The 15,082-nt window shown below is 66.0% G+C and carries 13 protein-coding genes; 8 read left to right on the top strand and 5 right to left on the bottom strand.

Features of this window, described 5'->3' with window-relative positions; genetic code table 11:
• Positions 1–105: 105 nt before the first annotated feature.
• From VNQ78_RS08750 to VNQ78_RS08740, 3 genes are read left to right on the top strand one after another with little or no spacing between them, the layout of a single operon-like run.
• A complete protein-coding gene (locus tag VNQ78_RS08750) occupies positions 106–1,077 on the top strand; it encodes a glycosyltransferase family 2 protein (RefSeq protein WP_325688739.1) in 972 nt (323 codons plus the stop codon).
• A gap of 53 nt (positions 1,078–1,130) precedes the next feature.
• Positions 1,131–1,547, top strand: a complete 417-nt coding sequence (locus VNQ78_RS08745; RefSeq protein WP_325688736.1) for a DUF6484 domain-containing protein — start codon at positions 1,131–1,133, stop codon at positions 1,545–1,547.
• Complete coding sequence (locus VNQ78_RS08740; RefSeq protein WP_325688734.1) at positions 1,547–1,897, top strand: hypothetical protein; 351 nt, start codon at positions 1,547–1,549, stop codon at positions 1,895–1,897. The genes VNQ78_RS08745 and VNQ78_RS08740 overlap by 1 nt, the downstream gene beginning before the upstream one ends.
• A 1-nt stretch (position 1,898) precedes the next feature.
• Here the strand turns inward: VNQ78_RS08740 and VNQ78_RS08735 are convergent, their stop codons facing one another.
• From VNQ78_RS08735 to tssH, 5 genes are read right to left on the bottom strand one after another with little or no spacing between them, the layout of a single operon-like run.
• Positions 1,899–2,825, bottom strand: a complete 927-nt coding sequence (locus tag VNQ78_RS08735; RefSeq protein WP_325688732.1) for a hypothetical protein — start codon at positions 2,823–2,825, stop codon at positions 1,899–1,901.
• Between the two features lie 18 nt (positions 2,826–2,843).
• Entirely contained in the window at positions 2,844–3,902 is a 1,059-nt protein-coding gene (locus tag VNQ78_RS08730; protein ID WP_325688730.1) for a DUF4150 domain-containing protein, read from the bottom strand.
• Positions 3,899–4,963, bottom strand: coding sequence for a 3-oxoacyl-ACP synthase (locus VNQ78_RS08725; protein WP_325688728.1), 1,065 nt, complete (start codon positions 4,961–4,963; stop codon positions 3,899–3,901). Before VNQ78_RS08725 ends, VNQ78_RS08730 begins: the two co-directional genes overlap by 4 nt.
• The gene (locus tag VNQ78_RS08720; protein ID WP_325688726.1) at positions 4,960–6,054 is read right to left on the bottom strand and encodes a DUF2169 family type VI secretion system accessory protein; all 1,095 of its coding nucleotides are present in this window, start codon (positions 6,052–6,054) and stop codon (positions 4,960–4,962) included. Before VNQ78_RS08720 ends, VNQ78_RS08725 begins: the two co-directional genes overlap by 4 nt.
• An 8-nt stretch (positions 6,055–6,062) precedes the next feature.
• Positions 6,063–8,786 carry a type VI secretion system ATPase TssH gene (gene tssH / locus VNQ78_RS08715; RefSeq protein ID WP_325688724.1) on the bottom strand — a complete coding sequence of 908 codons (2,724 nt, stop codon included), beginning with the start codon at positions 8,784–8,786 and terminating at the stop codon, positions 6,063–6,065.
• A 174-nt stretch (positions 8,787–8,960) separates the two neighbouring features.
• Here tssH and VNQ78_RS08710 point away from each other — a divergent pair, with 174 nt between their 5' ends.
• The 5 genes from VNQ78_RS08710 (at position 8,961) to VNQ78_RS08690 (ending at position 15,069) form a co-directional block, all read left to right on the top strand.
• On the top strand, positions 8,961–11,183 hold the full coding sequence (locus VNQ78_RS08710; RefSeq protein WP_325688722.1) for a protein kinase domain-containing protein: 2,223 nt from the start codon (positions 8,961–8,963) through the stop codon (positions 11,181–11,183).
• A 99-nt stretch (positions 11,184–11,282) separates the two neighbouring features.
• Positions 11,283–12,383, top strand: a complete 1,101-nt coding sequence (locus VNQ78_RS08705) for an ImpA family type VI secretion system protein (RefSeq protein WP_325688720.1) — start codon at positions 11,283–11,285, stop codon at positions 12,381–12,383.
• Between the two features lie 65 nt (positions 12,384–12,448).
• On the top strand, positions 12,449–13,003 hold the full coding sequence (tssB, locus tag VNQ78_RS08700; protein WP_325688718.1) for a type VI secretion system contractile sheath small subunit: 555 nt from the start codon (positions 12,449–12,451) through the stop codon (positions 13,001–13,003).
• Positions 13,004–13,006: 3 nt separating this feature from the next.
• The gene (gene tssC, locus VNQ78_RS08695; protein WP_325688716.1) at positions 13,007–14,521 is read left to right on the top strand and encodes a type VI secretion system contractile sheath large subunit; all 1,515 of its coding nucleotides are present in this window, start codon (positions 13,007–13,009) and stop codon (positions 14,519–14,521) included.
• 77 nt (positions 14,522–14,598) lie between these two features.
• Positions 14,599–15,069 carry a type VI secretion system tube protein Hcp gene (locus VNQ78_RS08690; RefSeq protein ID WP_325688714.1) on the top strand — a complete coding sequence of 157 codons (471 nt, stop codon included), beginning with the start codon at positions 14,599–14,601 and terminating at the stop codon, positions 15,067–15,069.
• The last annotated feature ends 13 nt before the right edge of the window (positions 15,070–15,082 follow it).

Genomic DNA, 15,082 nt, shown 5'->3' with positions numbered 1-15,082 from the left:
AAGGCACCGCGAACAGCGTAAATGACAGCAAAGGCCTCGGGCGTGGAAGAAGAGCAGATGCAGGACATGTCGATTGCGAACCATCCCAATGCCGGCGGCAGATGAATGACTGACAGGTCCGTCGCCCCAAGCCTACAAGCCCCGGAAGGTCAAGTATCGCAGAACGTCCTGATCCTCATGGCGACCCGAAACGGCGCGCGCTTCATCGCCGACCAACTGGAGAGCATCGCCGCCCAGCATCGCGCGGACTGGCGTCTCTGGATTTCGGATGACGGTTCCAGCGACGGGACGGTCGCCATCATCGAGGAATTTGCTCGCAGCCGACCCGAGGGTCAGGTGCGGCTGCTGCGTGGGCCGGGTGTCGGCGCGACCGGGAATTTCCGCAGCCTGCTGCGCCGGGCGGCGCTTGACGGGCAGTATCTGGCCTTCTGCGATCAGGACGATGTCTGGGACCGGGATCACCTGTCGCGCGGAATGGCTATGCTTTCGGAAATTCCCGACTCTCTGGCCATCTATGGCTGCCGGATGAGGATCTGCGACGCGCGGCTGCAGCAGACCGGCCTGTCGCCTCTACCTGCCCGCCCCCTCGGGTTCCGCAATGCGCTGGTCCAGAACATGCTCAGCGGCAATACGATCGTGATGACGCCCGCGGCTGCCCGGCTGCTGCAGGAGGCCGAGGCGGAGGTCGGAGAAATTCCCATCCATGACTGGTGGGCCTATCAGATCGTGACCGGCGCAGGCGGAACGGCGGTTCTGGATGATCAGCCGGGCATCCTCTATCGCCAGCATGGCGCCAATGTGATCGGGGCGAACCGCGGCCTGCGCACTTTTCCGACCCGTCTGCTGCGCCACCTGCGCGGGCGGCACAAGGACTGGGCAGTCCAGAACAGCGCCGCGCTGCGCGCCTCGGCCATGCGCTTCACACCCGAAAACCGGGACCGGCTTACGGCTTTCGATGATGCCCTTTCGGCCCCGCTGACCCGAAAGATCGCGGCGCTGCGCAAGGCGGGCGTCTATTACCAGAGCCCGCAGGCGCGGGCGGCGTTCTGGCTGTCGGTCGCGCTTCGGGGATTCTAGCGACGGGCACTCCCTCCATGCTATGATCCATCCCAGCAGAGGGAGGATGCGGCATGATCGGCGCAGATATCCGCAACGGCGTGGTCATCGGGATGCTGCTTGGCTTCGAGGGCGACCAGCCGCTGGTTGTCTTTCCCGGCAATCCCTCCTCGCAGGCGATCCCCGCCCGCAGCCTCGCGCGCTTCGAGGCCGCCGATATCGGCGCCGAACTGGCGATCCTGTTCGAGGACGGCGCCCCCGACCGCCCGCTGATCATCGGGCGCATCCTGTCACCGGCCCCCGAAGGCCATGTCGTCATCCGTGACGGAGAGCCGCTGCGGATCACCGCACAGGAGCGGATCGAGCTGCGCTGCGGCAAAGCCTCGATCGTCATGGAAGCGGACGGCCATATCACCATCCGGGGCACCTATCTGGTCAGCCATGCCTCGGCCGCGAACCGGATCCGGGGCGGGTCGATCAACCTGAACTGATGTCCCCCCCCGCCCCCGTCCTGCCCGAGATCCTCCGCCAGCATGCCGAGCAGGCTGCGTTCCTGTGGACGATCTACGACCACGCGCTGCTCCACCCTGAGGATAACCCGGAAATGGACGCCCTGCGCATCGCCCGGTTGCTGGAGCGGCTGGAGGCCCATCTTGACGGGTTGCGCGTGGCGGGCCCCGAAGGGCTGAGAATGGCCGAGGCGCGTCTGGCCGAATATCCCGAACCGGGGGAATTGTTCGTGGTGCGCATGCTGCAACCCGGCGCCGAGGGCTTGCGGGTGGCGGGGTTGGATCTGGGGCGGGTCAGGGAGTATCTCGCGGCAAACCGGCCCTCCCTCTGACCTATTGAGGCGTGAAATCGAGGGGAGCGCGCTCGATCAGGTTTTCGAGGTCATCATTCAGTTTTAGATGGACCCAATCGCTGCCGTCAAAAACATATACAGCGTAACCCGCATTTATGGTCAGAAGATCGCGCGCGACATTCATGTTGAACGCATAGCCAGTTTCGAATCGTGGCAGAAATTCATCGCCTTCCCGGCTGTAGATGCCAAAATCGTCGTTACCCCAATACTCACGCCCGCCGAATTCGGTGACGGAATAGAAATCTGCCTCCGGGCCCTCGATACGCTGCAACTCGTCCCCGGCCACGATGAGGCCTACCCCATCGGCGCAGGCAAGCAAAACCGTGCCATCCGATTTCACGGCGAGGGATTGGATCGCTTCTTCGCCACCCAGATCGACGCGCGAGAAACTTTCTCCGTTCCATGACAGGAAAGTGCCGTAATCGCCGGCCGCAAAGCCCTGACCGGGTCGTGGAAAGCTCATGGCATTCAGGGTTTGGTCGGTGCGGGTCAACAGTTGCCGATAGGCTCCGCCCCGAAAGTGGAACGCCTCACCCTTCTCACCGAAAACGACAACGGATTCACGGTCGTAGCCTGCAATGTTCGGAAGATAGGTCTGGGAAGGAAAGCCGTGAAAGGTCATTTCCCCATCGCGGATCATGTGGATATAGCCGCCGCTCGCCAGAATGAAATGCAAGTCAGGCGAGGCGGCATGGTAGTCCAGCGACCCGCTGTCGAACTCATGCAGCACGGAATAGCTCAGAGGCTCGCTGGCCAGATCGACGCGGATCAGAACCGAGGCCTCGATATCCTCGTCGTCGCTGCGCGCATTCACCAGCAGGAACACGGCATCCTTGGAGAAACAGAACGCATTAGTGATGTCGCACTCGCCATCTCCGGTCGCGAGCACTTGAGGAAGATAGTCCAAACGCGATCTCCTTCCGGGCTAGCAGCCGTGGCATTTCTGGCCCTTCGGAGCCTTGCAGATGCCCTTGGTGCAAATCGGCTTCGCGCGGGCCGCGTCGACCTTTTTCTGTGCGGCTTCCTTCGAATCTCCGGGCTCCACTCCAGCCAGATAAGCCATGTTAATAAGCTTCAGGCATTCCGTCACCTGCTCGCGCTCTTTGGGCGTTTTCTTGGAGCTGTCGGTCTTTGGATGAAACTCGGTAGTGGCCTCGGCCCCCACATCTGCAAAAGCGCCTGCTGTCGGCGGAACACAGGCCTTTTTGCAAGAGGTCGTGCCCTTGGCAGTCTTGCAACCCGCCCGCCCTTTGTTGAGCAGATCCTCGACCTTCTTGGTTTTCTTGTCATGGGGCATGTCCTTCTTGGAACGCTCGCCCTTTTTCTTCTTCACCCGCTTGGCGTCCATGCAAATGCATGGCGCGGCGTCCTGATCGTAACCGGGCCATTTCTTCTTGCAGGCCACACCACCCGAACGGTCCGACATGAAGCCGGCGGCTTGGGCCGTATGCTCGGATTCCTTTCCGGTCGTGGTATAGTCGCAGGGGCTTTTGTTATGGGGATGGCCCTGCAGCTCGATATAAACCGCCTTGCAGTCTCCGCCCGCCGTGTTCAGCAACGCGATTTCAACCCAAGGCGGATCGTTTCCCCCCGGCGAGGCATGATTATGCGTGGCGAGGTCCGAGAACCGGATCACCGGCTCTCCGTCGAATTTCACATCGTTGGACCAGGAGTGGAAGTATTTCTTCCCCGTGTTCTTCGAGGTGATGATCCCCTTTTTCGCGGCGCATCCCGCCTCGGTGCCGGATGTCTTCGCCTCGTCTGACTTGTTCTTGATGTTCACGATCTTGCCGCCGATGAAGACCGTGCCTGTCCCGTTTTCGGTGTCCGAGGCCATGCCGAAGCTGGGATAGGGAACCGGGACGCCCGGCGGGGTCGCGGGGTTCTCGGGCGGGGTGAAGCAGGTGTCGGGGAAAGCGGCGATGGTCTTGGCGTCGACCGCCTTGCCGCTGATCTCAAGTCCGTTGGCGAAGACCCCGCTCATGGCGCGGCCCCGGCGGCGAAACGGTCCTCGACCGAGGCGCGCCTGACCGCGCCGCGCACCTCGTGGAGGACCGCCGCCCCGCAAGCGCCGTCATCTCCCGAGGCTTCGATTAGGACCGGCGATCCCGGCGCATAGCCCTTGCGAACCGCCGCCAGCGCCATGCCCAGCATGGCAGGGACGACCGCCGCGCCGATATTGCCAAGGCCCTCGGCCGGGCTCCACAGGTCTTGGAACGCCGTGCGGCCGCGTTCGAGGCGCAGGGTGACAAGCGCGGTCTGCTTGAAGAAATGCTGCTCTCCCGTCAGGTCGGCGATGCGGTATTCGACATGGGCCAAGTCGCACTCGGCCTCGGTCAGGGCAGCGCGATAGGCGGCGACCATGCCATCGGCCCGCAAGGGCAGGTCCGCGCCGTCCTCTCCCCTCGCATTGCCCAGAAACGCCGCCTCGCGCGCAAGGCCAAGGCCGGTCAGCCGCAGCGGACCACCCTTGCCCAGCAGGACCGCGGCCGCCGCCTCTCCGGGGATGAAGCCGTCGGGATTGCCGTCGGCAAGCAGCCGGTCGAGGCCGCCGTAATGCGCGATGGCGGGGCCGGTCAGATAGCTGTCGAGGCCAAGGACGATCACGCGACCTGCCTCGCCCGAGGCGATCATGCGCCGCGCCCGGTCAAGCGCGACGAAGCCCGAGGGGCGGCCATGCGCAACCAGATGGGCGCGCCGTTCCGGCAGGCCGAGGATCTGCGAGAGCATCTTCAGCAGCAGGGGCGGGTCGGTCACCGGGCGACCGGGACGGCTCTCCTCGGCCAGACACAGGATCAGCGCGGCATCGCGCGCCGCCGGATCCTGGCGCAGGATGTCGGCAATGGCTCCGGCTGCCAGATGCGCCATGCGCTTTGGCCCGATCCAGTTGCGCGGCAGTGGAACACCCGCCCCGATGCGCCAGCCGCCGGGGGCGACGAAGCGGGTCTCGGCAAAGCCGTCGAGGCGCGCGCGCAGGGCGGCAGAGGCCGATGCCCAGTCGAGCCCCACCGCCGTAACCATCCCCGCCGCCTCGATCCCGATCATGGCGGGTTCTCCTCGCCGATGACGGCATAGGCGCGGAGATAGCCCCTGCCCTCCTCCTCGGCGCGCAGCATCGCGCCCGTGGGCGCGCCGACCCATGCGCGCGTGAATTCGGCCATGGTCCGGCGGATCGGCGCCCAGACGCGCCAGACCAGCATCAGGATGCGGGCCTCGGTATCAAGAAGCAGGCTGTCGGGCAGGCATTGCCGGTCGATAACCTCTTCGGCCCCGCGCCAGACGCGGATCGGCAGGCGGGTGTCGGGAAGGTGGAACGCCTCGCGCCCGCGCGGAGTCAGGTGGACCAGCACGACCGGAGAATGTGGCGCGGGAAACGGGATCTGCTGGTCGGGCGGCGCGGATTGGTAATAGCGGTCGTCGAAATCCGCGGGCAGGAACGGCGCGGTTTCCTCGATCCATTTCGCATCATAGGTGCCGCCAAAAGGCAGGCGCAGCGGCCAGCCCCGGCCATAGGGGCCAAGCGACATGGGCCGGTAGCCGCCGTAGGGCGAGCTGATTTCCTGCCCCGGCGCCTCGGTATTCGGCAAGGCAAGTCCCGCTGGATTGCCCCCCGTCGCGGTGGCAAAGCCCAGCCCGACCGGGTTCGGGGCATAGACCGGCACATCGGGGCCGGCAGGGCGGCTGCGATCCGGTCCGCCGAAGGCGGTGTCATAGGAAAACGGCATCCGGGTAAAGGGATAGGGCCGGGTCGCGGTGATTGCGGGCCCAAGCGTGCGCCATTCGCGCTGCCCGACCACGTCGAACTGCTTCGACCAGTTCCCGACCGCCAGCCCCACGCGCAGACGCTCGACCGGGCGGCCTTGCGGAGCATGGGCCGCGCCATTCACCACCACGTCGCACATCGGCTTGCGAAAGGCGAAGTCGCTTTCCCAAAGCGGGGCCGAGAAGCCGGGCGCGCCGGTGAACTCATCCGCCATCACCAGCGGGCGCTGCATGTCCAGCGGCCGGGGCAGCTCACTCTCGCGGTCGGGAAAGGCGAAGCTGCCCTTGACGGTCAGGGTCATGTAGCTGCGGCCCGCCACGTCCATGCCCATCCCCATCTGATGGGGAAAGCCGGTCTGGTCCAGCACCTGCATCGCCGCGCCTATTCGATCGCATAGGCAAAGCCGTCCGCCCCGCCCGTGACGCTGACGCGCGAGATGGTCTGACCCTCCAGCCGCGCCTCGAGAACCTTGCGGCTGAGTTCGGGCAGCAGGCTGCCAGTCAGGATGGTGTCGATCATCCGCCCGCCGGATTCGACCTCGGTGCAGCGGGCGCGAATCAGGTCCATCACCCCCTCACCCACGACCAGCTCCGCCCCATGAGCCGCGCCGAGCCTGCGCGCGATCGAGCGCAACTTCTGCCCCGCGATCGCCTCGATCATCGTATCCGAGAGCGGCAGATAGGGGATCGTCACCAGCCGCCCCAGAAGCGCGGGCGGGAACACCCGCAGCAGCGGCGGACGCAGGGCGGCGGAAAGCGCCTCGATCTCGGCGGGTGAGCGGCCGGATTCCGTCATCTCCATGATCTCGTCGGTCCCGACATTCGAGGTCAGCAGGATCAGCGTATTGCGAAAGTCGATCCGCCGCCCCTCGCTGTCATCCATCATTCCCTTGTCGAAGACCTGAAAGAAGATCTCGTGCACGTCGGAATGGGCCTTTTCCACCTCGTCGAGCAGGATGACCGAATAGGGCCTGCGCCGCACCGCCTCGGTCAGCACGCCGCCCTTGCCATAGCCGACATAGCCGGGCGGCGCGCCTTTCAGGGTCGAGACGGTATGCGCCTCCTGATATTCGCTCATGTTGATCGAGATGAGGTTCTGCTCGCCCCCGTAAAGCGCATCGGCCAAAGCGAGCGCGGTCTCGGTCTTGCCGACGCCGGAGGGGCCGCAGAGCATGAAGACGCCGACCGGCTTTTCGGGCGCGCCAAGCCCGGCCATTCCAGTGCGGATCCGGCTTGCGATCGCCTCCATCGCGTGATCCTGACCGACCACCCGTTCGCCCAGCAGCGCGGCGAGGCCGAGGGCGCGTTCGGTCTGGCTGGCCAGCACCCGGCCCAGCGGGATGCCGGTCCAGTCCTGCACCACCGCCCCGACCGCCAGCCGATCGACCGAGGGCAGGATCAGCGGCCTTTCCCCCTGCTGGCCGGCAAGTTCGGCCATCTTCGCGCGAAGCAAAGCCAGCTTGTCGGTGACGTCGACGGGTTCGGGCGCCGGTTCCTCGACGGTTTCGGCAGCCTCCTCGCCGGTCGTCGCACCCGCTTCCAATGCGACCCCCTCGCCGCGCAGTTCCGCGCGCAGCGCAAGGATATCGCTGACCAACGCCTTCTCGGCCTCCCAGCGGGCCAGAGCCGCGCTTCGCTCGGCCTCGGTTTCAGTCCGGGCGGCGAGGTTTGCGGCCGCGCGGTCCTCGGTATCTATGCCGATTGCCGCCTCGCGCGTGATGATGCCGGCTTCGATCTCCAGCATCTGCAGGCGACGCTCCAGATCCTCAAGCTCGGCCGGGGTCGCGTGCTGGCTGACCGCGACGCGCGCGCAAGCCGTGTCCAGCAGACTGATCGCCTTGTCGGGCAATTGCCGCGCCGGGATATAGCGATGCGAGAGCGAGACGGCGGCCCGGATCGCCTCGTCAAGGATCTCGACCCGGTGATGCCGCTCAAGCACGCCCGCGATGCCGCGCAGCATCTCGACGGCGCTGGCCTCCGAGGGTTCCTCGACCTTCACCACCTGAAAGCGCCGGGTCAGGGCGGGGTCTTTCTCGATATGTTGCTTGTATTCGGCCCATGTGGTCGCGGCGACGGTGCGCAGCTCGCCCCGGGCGAGCGCGGGCTTCAGCAGGTTCGCCGCGTCCCCGGTCCCGGCGCTGCCGCCCGCGCCGATCAGGGTATGCGCCTCGTCGATGAAGAGGATCACGGGCTTGGGCGAGGCCTGCACCTCGTCGATCACCGATTTCAGGCGCTTTTCGAATTCGCCCTTGACGCTGGCCCCGGCCTGCATCAGCCCGATATCCAGCAGCCACAGATCGACGGCGGCAAGCTGGGGGGGCACGTCGCCACGCGCGAGCCGCAGGGCAAACCCCTCGACCACGGCGGTCTTGCCGACCCCCGCCTCTCCGGTCAGGATCGGGTTGTTCTGGCGCCTGCGCATCAGGATGTCGATGATCTGCCGGATCTCGGGATCGCGCCCGACCACCGGGTCGATCTTGCCGGCGCGGGCGCGCTCGGTCAGGTTGGTGGCGTATTTCTCAAGCGCCCCCTCGGGTTTGCGGGCCTGCTGGCCCGGTTCGGGGGCGGTGTCGGCGGTGGCCGTCTCCTCCTCGGCCGAGCCTGCCATGATGCCGGGCAGATCCTGCGCCATGCGGTCCACGTCGATGCGGTCGAATTCCGGGCTGATCCGCAGAAGCAGCCCCTCCAGCACCGGGGTCTTGAGGCAGGCAACCAGAATATCGCCCGAGCGGACCTGACCTGACCCACGCTCAAGCGAGGCCCGCGCCCAGCCCTCCTGGATGGCGTGGAAGATGTGGTCGGAAAACTCCTCGACCGCGCTTGCGCCGCGGGGCAACGCGTCGAGCGCGCGGGCCAGATCGCCTTCGATCCGGGCGGCATCCGCGCCGGCGGCGGCGACGATCAGGGCGAAATCCAGATCCGGCGGATCAAACAGCGCCACAATGAAATGCGCGAGTTCCACATAAGGATTGCCACGCTGTTTGGCATTGCGTGCCGCTTCCGAGAATGCGCGCAGGCATTGCGGGTTCAGCCTGCCCACCAATTCCTTGCGCTTGACGGTTTCTCTGGATCCTCGCGGAGCGGCACGTGAAGTCACGGTCGTCATCCTGGCCATCCCGAATAAGAGGGCGGTTGAATCGGAGTGATGAATTCAGGGCTTGCTTTGTGCGGAAGCGGAAGGAAAAATCGGTCCCGTCAAAGTCTATTTCAAAACCACGGTTTTCGGAAATCTTTTCGCGAGGATCTGGTCCATGACCCCGGCTGAAACTGGACTCCGGCAATGATCCCGGCCCTGCCGGGCGATATATTCCGTGAAGGGCAGGTGCTGAACAACACCTGGACCATCGAAGGGGTGCTGGGTCGCGGCGGCACCGGCGAGGTTTACCGCGCCAGAAGCCTCGTCACCGGCCGCGTCGTGGCGATCAAGGCGCTTGCCGCGCAATATTCCGGGGACGAAGGCTATCTCGAGCTGATGCGCCGCGAGGAGGCGATGCGCGACATCGTCCATGACGCGGTGGTGCGCTACAGCGATTGCTCGCGCTCGGCCGAGGGGCATGTCTTTCTGGTGATGGATTACATCGACGGCCCCGCGCTCTCGGAAGTCATGGCCGAACGCCGGCTGGAGCCGCGCGAGCTGTTGATCCTTGCCCATCGCGTCGCCGAGGCGCTTGGCGCGGCCCATGCGCGCGGGATCGTGCATCGCGACCTGTCACCCGACAATATCATCCTGCGCGATGGCCGGGTCGAGGGGGCGACCGTCATCGATTTCGGCATCGCCAAGGACACCGCCGCCGGGGCGCGGACCATCATCGGCAACCAGTTTGCCGGGAAATACGAATATGCCGCGCCCGAGCAGTTCGAGGGCAAGGCGGTCCCGGCCAGCGACCTCTATGCGCTTGGCGCGATGCTGGCGGCCGCAGCGCGGGGCGCGGTGCCCTATGCCGGGGCGACGCCGGGCGAGATCATCCGCCGGAAGGCCGAACCCCTCGACCTTCGCGACCTGCCGGAGCCTCTGTCCGGGTTGATCCATTGGCTGACCGCGCCGCGCCTGCCCGAACGCGCGCCCTCGGCTGCGGCGGTGATCGCGCGGCTCGACGCCTTGTTGAAGGACCGCCCCTCGGCCGCCGCGCGACGCGCGCCCCCTGGCGGGAAGGCGCCCGCATCCGGCGCGCCGCCCCGCCGCTTCGGCGGGCGTGCCCTGCTGGTCGCCGGTCTTGTCGTCGCCCTGCTGGCGGCGGGATGGTGGTTCTGGAGAGGCAGCAGCCCGACCCTTCCCCTTGTCGAGGAATGGCGGCTCCATGCGGAAACCGGCCCGCCGCCCCGGCTCGAGGGGAACGCGCCCGACAGCGAAGCCGCGACCCGCATCGCGGCGGCTTTCTCGGCGGCGAGCGGGGCAGATGCCGGCCCCGGAACCCTGACGCTGGCGCGCGGGATGCCGGTTCCGGGCTGGGCTGCGGCGATCGCCGGGCTGTTCCCCCTGCTTGATGATCTGTCCTCATGGACGGTCGCGGTGATCGCCACGCAGGTCGAGATCGCGGGCACCCCGCGCGCCTCGGCCGATATCGCGGCCCTGACCGTGCGGCTGGAGGATTGGGCGCAGAGCGCGGGGCTGGGGCTTGACCTGCGGCTGACGCCGGAACCGGTCCTGCCCGAGCCCGAAGTAGCCGCCATCCCGGCCCGGCCGGAACCCGCCCCGGCGCCCGTGCCTGTGCCCATACCCGAAGCGACCCCGCCGGTGTCCGCCGGGCCGACGCCGCCGGAACCGCAGCCCGCCAAACCCGACATCGCGGCACTGCTCAAGCGTCATGCCACCTGCGGCGCGCTGACCGTCGATCCGCCGGACCCAGGAACCATGCCCGGCGCCACTGTCACGGTGCAGGGCAGCCTGCCCGTCGAGGCGGCGCGCGCCGCGCTGGCCGAGGATCTGCACGGCGCGCTCGGGGATCGCGAGATCCGCCTCGGGATCGAGGTGCTGAACCCGACCCTGTGCCTGATCCGCGCGGCCATGGACGGTTTGCCCGATGGCGGGGTCACGATCCGCCTCTCCGAGGCCAAGGACGACACACCCTCCCTGACGGGGATATTCCATCCGGGCGACAATCCCCTGGCCGATGTGCTGATCCCCCCGGCGCTGGCCGCCAGCCCCGATGCCGAGCTTTGGGTCGCGGCCGCGCAGGAGGGCAAGGTGGCGAACATCATGCCCAATGCCAGCGATGAAAACCGCCTCGACCGGATCGGCAGCCCCGACGGGCCGCTGCATGTGGTCCGGGTGCTCTGGCCGGTCGAAGGCCGGACGGCCGGACAGATAGCGCTGCGGGTCAATGACAAGGATTTCGGCAAGACCGCGATTTTCGCCATCGTCAGCCGGGGTCCGCTTTTCCCCGAACGGCGGCCGCCCGAGGAATCCCCGGCATCCTTCGTGCAGGCGATCACCGAATTGCGCCAGACCGCCCCCGACCGGATTCTTGCCGTCAGCGAGCGCGTCATGGACCTGCGCCCCTGACCGGGCCAGTCACAGGAATTCGTTGCGTGAAACGAGACTCCGTGCGATGATTTGCTCGTTTCGAGACGTGCATATCACGGCCTTTAAAAGGTTATTGTCATGTTTCTCGCGCCTATTCCCGGGCCGGATTCGGCAGGTCTGGATCTTCGTAATGATATGAGGTTCATGGCGCTCGAACGGGCGCTGGACGGCGCCTCGCGCGCTGTCCGCGAAGATCAGGTCAGGAAAGGGAATACGGGCGACGTCGCGCTGGACTGGGCGCGGCTGATGGCTGAGGCCGAAAGCCTGGCCGAGGCCGGGCGCGATCTGCGCCTTCTGGTGATCGTCGCGCGGCTGATGACAAATATGCGCGGCCCGGCGGGACTGGCCGAGGGGCTGGACCTGCTGGCCGATGCGGTTGAAAACTGGTGGGAGAGCCTGCATCCCGCGCTGCGCGACGGCGACAATCCCCGCGCCTCGGCGCTGCGCCGGATCAACGCGCTCCACCAGATCGAGAATGCCGATGCCGGTATCCTCGGCGATCTGGCCTATAACAGCCTGCTGACCCCGCGTGGGCTTGCCGTCGTGACCGGGGCGGATCTCGAGGCGGCCTCGATCACGCAAGGGATGCTTGAGGCCGAGGGGGCGACCGGGCTTTCCGCCGCCGAACAGGCCAACCGCGCCGCCGATCACGAGGTCCGGGTCAATCGGGTGATGACCTCCTGCCGCGCCTGCCGCGATCAGGCCGCCGAGGAGGTCGCGGCGGTCGAGGAAGGCCTTGGGAATGCGATCGCCGCGCTGCAAAGGCTGGAGACGGCATTGGCCGCCCGCGTCGGCTCCGATCCGCCGGTGCGTTTTCTTGAGCTGGGAAAGGTGCTGGGCCGGATGCAGGCGACGCTTGCAGCACCGGGCGGGCGCCCGGCCGTGGTCGCAACCGAAGCCCTGCCCGACGGTGCCGAGGGCGGGGGCGCCGTCCCCGCCGGCCTGCCCATTGCGCCCGCCGCGGGTTTGCCCGCACGGCTGACCTCGCGCGCCGAGGTCGAGGCCTGTCTTGATCTGATCATCGAATTTTACCAGCGCAGCGAACCCGCCTCGCCCTTGCCGGACCTCGCCCGGCGGATGCGGCGGATGGTGCCAATGACTTTCCTGCAATTGATCGAGGAGATCGCGCCCGGCGGCGTCAAGGAGTTCCGCAGCATTGCGGGAGTTTCCAGCGAATAGCTCGGCCGAGGCAATCCATGGGGCATCTGGCGTGCGGGACACGTCTGAAACCGGAGTGATCCTGAATGAGTGAGAGCAAGGCGAAGGTAATAGAACGCAATCGCGCCCCGCGGGTCCAGATTGCCTATGACGTCGAGCATTACGGCAGTCCGACCACGATCGAGCTGCCCTTCGTCATGGGGGTGATGGCGCCGCTTTCGGGAAAATCGACGACCCGCGAGGCCCAGAAACCCCCGGCCGAGCGCAGTTTCGTCGATGTCGATGCCGGGCGGTTCACCGCCTTCATGGAGGCGCTGTCGCCCCGCGTCACCGCCCGCGTCCCGAACCGCTTGCCCGGCAAGGAGGGTGAGGCGGCCCCGGACGAGGAGATGTTCATCGACCTCACTTTCCGAAACATGGGCGATTTCGCCCCCGACCGCATCGCCGAGCAGGTGCCGGAACTGGCCGAGCTGATGAAGATGCGCCGCAAGCTCGAGGAGTTGCTGGGCTTCATGGACGGCAAGTCCAGCGCCGAGAAGCGCATTGCCCAGCTTCTCAATGACGAGCCGCTTCTGGCCCGCATCGCCGAGCAGGCCGTCGCGGACGAGGATGCTTCCGACAGCGACAAGGCGGAGGGCTGAGACATGGCTGACGAAGAACTCAAGACCAGCCCGGAAGGCGCGGCCGAAGCCGCCGAAGTCGATCTGGACGAGTTCGGCTCGCTTCTGGAAAAGGACTTCCGCGTCCGCGAGGACGAGGGCGCGCGGCTGCGCGAACTGGTCGCGAACCTTGCCCTTGCCGCGCGGGAAAAGACCGGCACGGCGACGATTTCGGGCAATGCCGTGCGCTCGATCAAGGGGCTGATCGCGGGCATCGACCAGTTGCTCAGCGAGCAGATGAACGAGATCCTGCACGCCCCCGAGGTGCGTGAGATGGAGGGCGCGTGGCGCGGCCTGCATTACATGGTGAACAATACAGAAACCGACACCATGCTGAAGATCCGGGTGATGAACATCACCAAGGACGAACTTGCCGACCAGCTCGAGGATTTCGAGGGGCAGATGTGGGACCAGTCCCCGATGTTCCGCAAGCTCTATACCGAGGAATATTCGAGCTTTGGCGGCGCGCCCTTCGGCAGCCTGATCGGCGCCTATGAGTTCAGCCACCATCCGCGCGACGTGGGCCTGTTGCGCAACCTTTCGGGGATCTGCGCCTCGGCCCATGCGCCCTTCATCGCCGCCGCCTCGCCCCGGCTGTTTCGCATGGAAAGCTGGCAGGAATTGCCCAATCCGCAAGACCTGAAGATGGTGACCTCCTCGCCCGATTATGCCGCGTGGCAAAGCCTGCGCGAAAGCGAGGATGCGCGCTATATCGGCCTCACGCTGCCGCGGGTTCTGGCCCGCCTGCCCTATGGCCCCGACACAATCCCGGTGAAGGGCTTCGATTTCCGCGAGGTGATCGACGGCAAGCATGACCATTACGTCTGGATGAATGCCGCCTTTCCGATGGGGGTGAATATCAACCGCAGCCACAAGCTCTATGGCTGGGGCAGCCGGATCAGGGGGGTGGAGTCTGGAGGGGTCGTCACGAACCTGCCGGTCCACACCTTCCCCAGCGATGACGGCTCGGTGGTGATGAAATGCCCGACCGAAATCGCCATCGACGACCGGCGCGAGCATGAGTTGGCGAAGCTCGGCCTGATGCCGATCCTGCATCGCAAGAACACCGATGTCGCGGCCTTCCTCGGGGCGCAGACGCTGCAGGATTGCGAGGCGCGGGCCGGGCGGCTGGTCGATCCCGACGCGCAGGCGAACGAGAGGCTTTCGGCCAATCTGCCCTATCTGCTGCCGGTCTGCCGCTTCGCCCATTACCTGAAGGCGATCGCGCGGGACAAGATCGGCACTTTCAAGGAACGCTCGGACATGGAGCGGTGGCTCTCGGAATGGATCAACCGCTATGTCCTGGCCAATACCGCCATGGCGAACGAGGCCGCCAAGGCCAAGCGCCCGCTGGCCGCTGCCGAGGTCCGGGTTGAAAGCGTCGAGGGCCGCCCCGGCTATTATGCCGCGCGCTTCTACCTGCGCCCCCATTACCAGCTCGAGGGGATCAACGCCTCGCTCCGGCTGGTTTCCGAACTGCCCTCGGTCAAGGGGGTATGAGGCTCGCCTTCGGACCGGCCACGGCCCGAAGGCCTTTGCGATACTGAACCCCGCCTTTCCTCAAGAGGAGTCATCAAATGGCAACCGGCACCCTCAAAGTTCCCAAGATCAAAGGAGAATCGCGACTTAAAGGCCATGAGGATGAAATTGATATCGACGCCGTGAGCTTCGGCGTCGTCCAGCACGCCACGCGCGCGAAAGGCGGCGGGCATACCGGGGCACATGCCAGTTTCGGCGATCTCGTATGCAGCAAGACCTATGACGCGGCCTCGCCCTATCTGGCGCTCGCCTGTATGAATGCGCAGGCCTTTGACGAGGTGGTCTTCACCGCACGGAAAGATTCCGGCGAGGAGCATCTGGATTATCTGATCATCACCCTGACCGATTGCATTCTCACTTCCTATAATGCGAGCGGCGGCTTCGACTCGTTTACAGAAAGCTTTTCGATCTCCTTCAAGAATATCGGCATCAAATACACCGTCCAGAAAGACGACCAGACCGGAGGCGACGAGCATGAGGTTGAATATAACCTGATGGAACTCGCGTGATATTCGCGGGTGC

It is taken from the genome of Paracoccus sp. (in: a-proteobacteria), assembly GCF_035556475.1.
Taxonomy (GTDB): domain Bacteria; phylum Pseudomonadota; class Alphaproteobacteria; order Rhodobacterales; family Rhodobacteraceae; genus Paracoccus.
Note: the sequence above shows the minus strand (reverse complement) of the source record. Positions and strands in the feature narration are given on the sequence as shown.

Bases quoted from the DNA above. Each gene is read 5' to 3' on its own strand.
- tssC (WP_325688716.1), top strand. From the start codon at position 13,007: ATGGCTGACGAAGAACTCAAGACCAGCCCGGAAGGCGCGGCCGAAGCC.
- VNQ78_RS08705 (WP_325688720.1), top strand. From the start codon at position 11,283: ATGTTTCTCGCGCCTATTCCCGGGCCGGATTCGGCAGGTCTGGATCTT.
- tssH (WP_325688724.1), bottom strand. From the start codon at position 8,786: ATGACGACCGTGACTTCACGTGCCGCTCCGCGAGGATCCAGAGAAACC.
- VNQ78_RS08725 (WP_325688728.1), bottom strand. From the start codon at position 4,963: ATGATCGGGATCGAGGCGGCGGGGATGGTTACGGCGGTGGGGCTCGAC.
- VNQ78_RS08750 (WP_325688739.1), top strand. From the start codon at position 106: ATGACTGACAGGTCCGTCGCCCCAAGCCTACAAGCCCCGGAAGGTCAA.
- VNQ78_RS08710 (WP_325688722.1), top strand. From the start codon at position 8,961: ATGATCCCGGCCCTGCCGGGCGATATATTCCGTGAAGGGCAGGTGCTG.
- VNQ78_RS08730 (WP_325688730.1), bottom strand. From the start codon at position 3,902: ATGAGCGGGGTCTTCGCCAACGGACTTGAGATCAGCGGCAAGGCGGTC.
- VNQ78_RS08720 (WP_325688726.1), bottom strand. From the start codon at position 6,054: ATGCAGGTGCTGGACCAGACCGGCTTTCCCCATCAGATGGGGATGGGC.
- VNQ78_RS08690 (WP_325688714.1), top strand. From the start codon at position 14,599: ATGGCAACCGGCACCCTCAAAGTTCCCAAGATCAAAGGAGAATCGCGA.
- VNQ78_RS08740 (WP_325688734.1), top strand. From the start codon at position 1,547: ATGTCCCCCCCCGCCCCCGTCCTGCCCGAGATCCTCCGCCAGCATGCC.
- tssB (WP_325688718.1), top strand. From the start codon at position 12,449: ATGAGTGAGAGCAAGGCGAAGGTAATAGAACGCAATCGCGCCCCGCGG.
- VNQ78_RS08745 (WP_325688736.1), top strand. From the start codon at position 1,131: ATGATCGGCGCAGATATCCGCAACGGCGTGGTCATCGGGATGCTGCTT.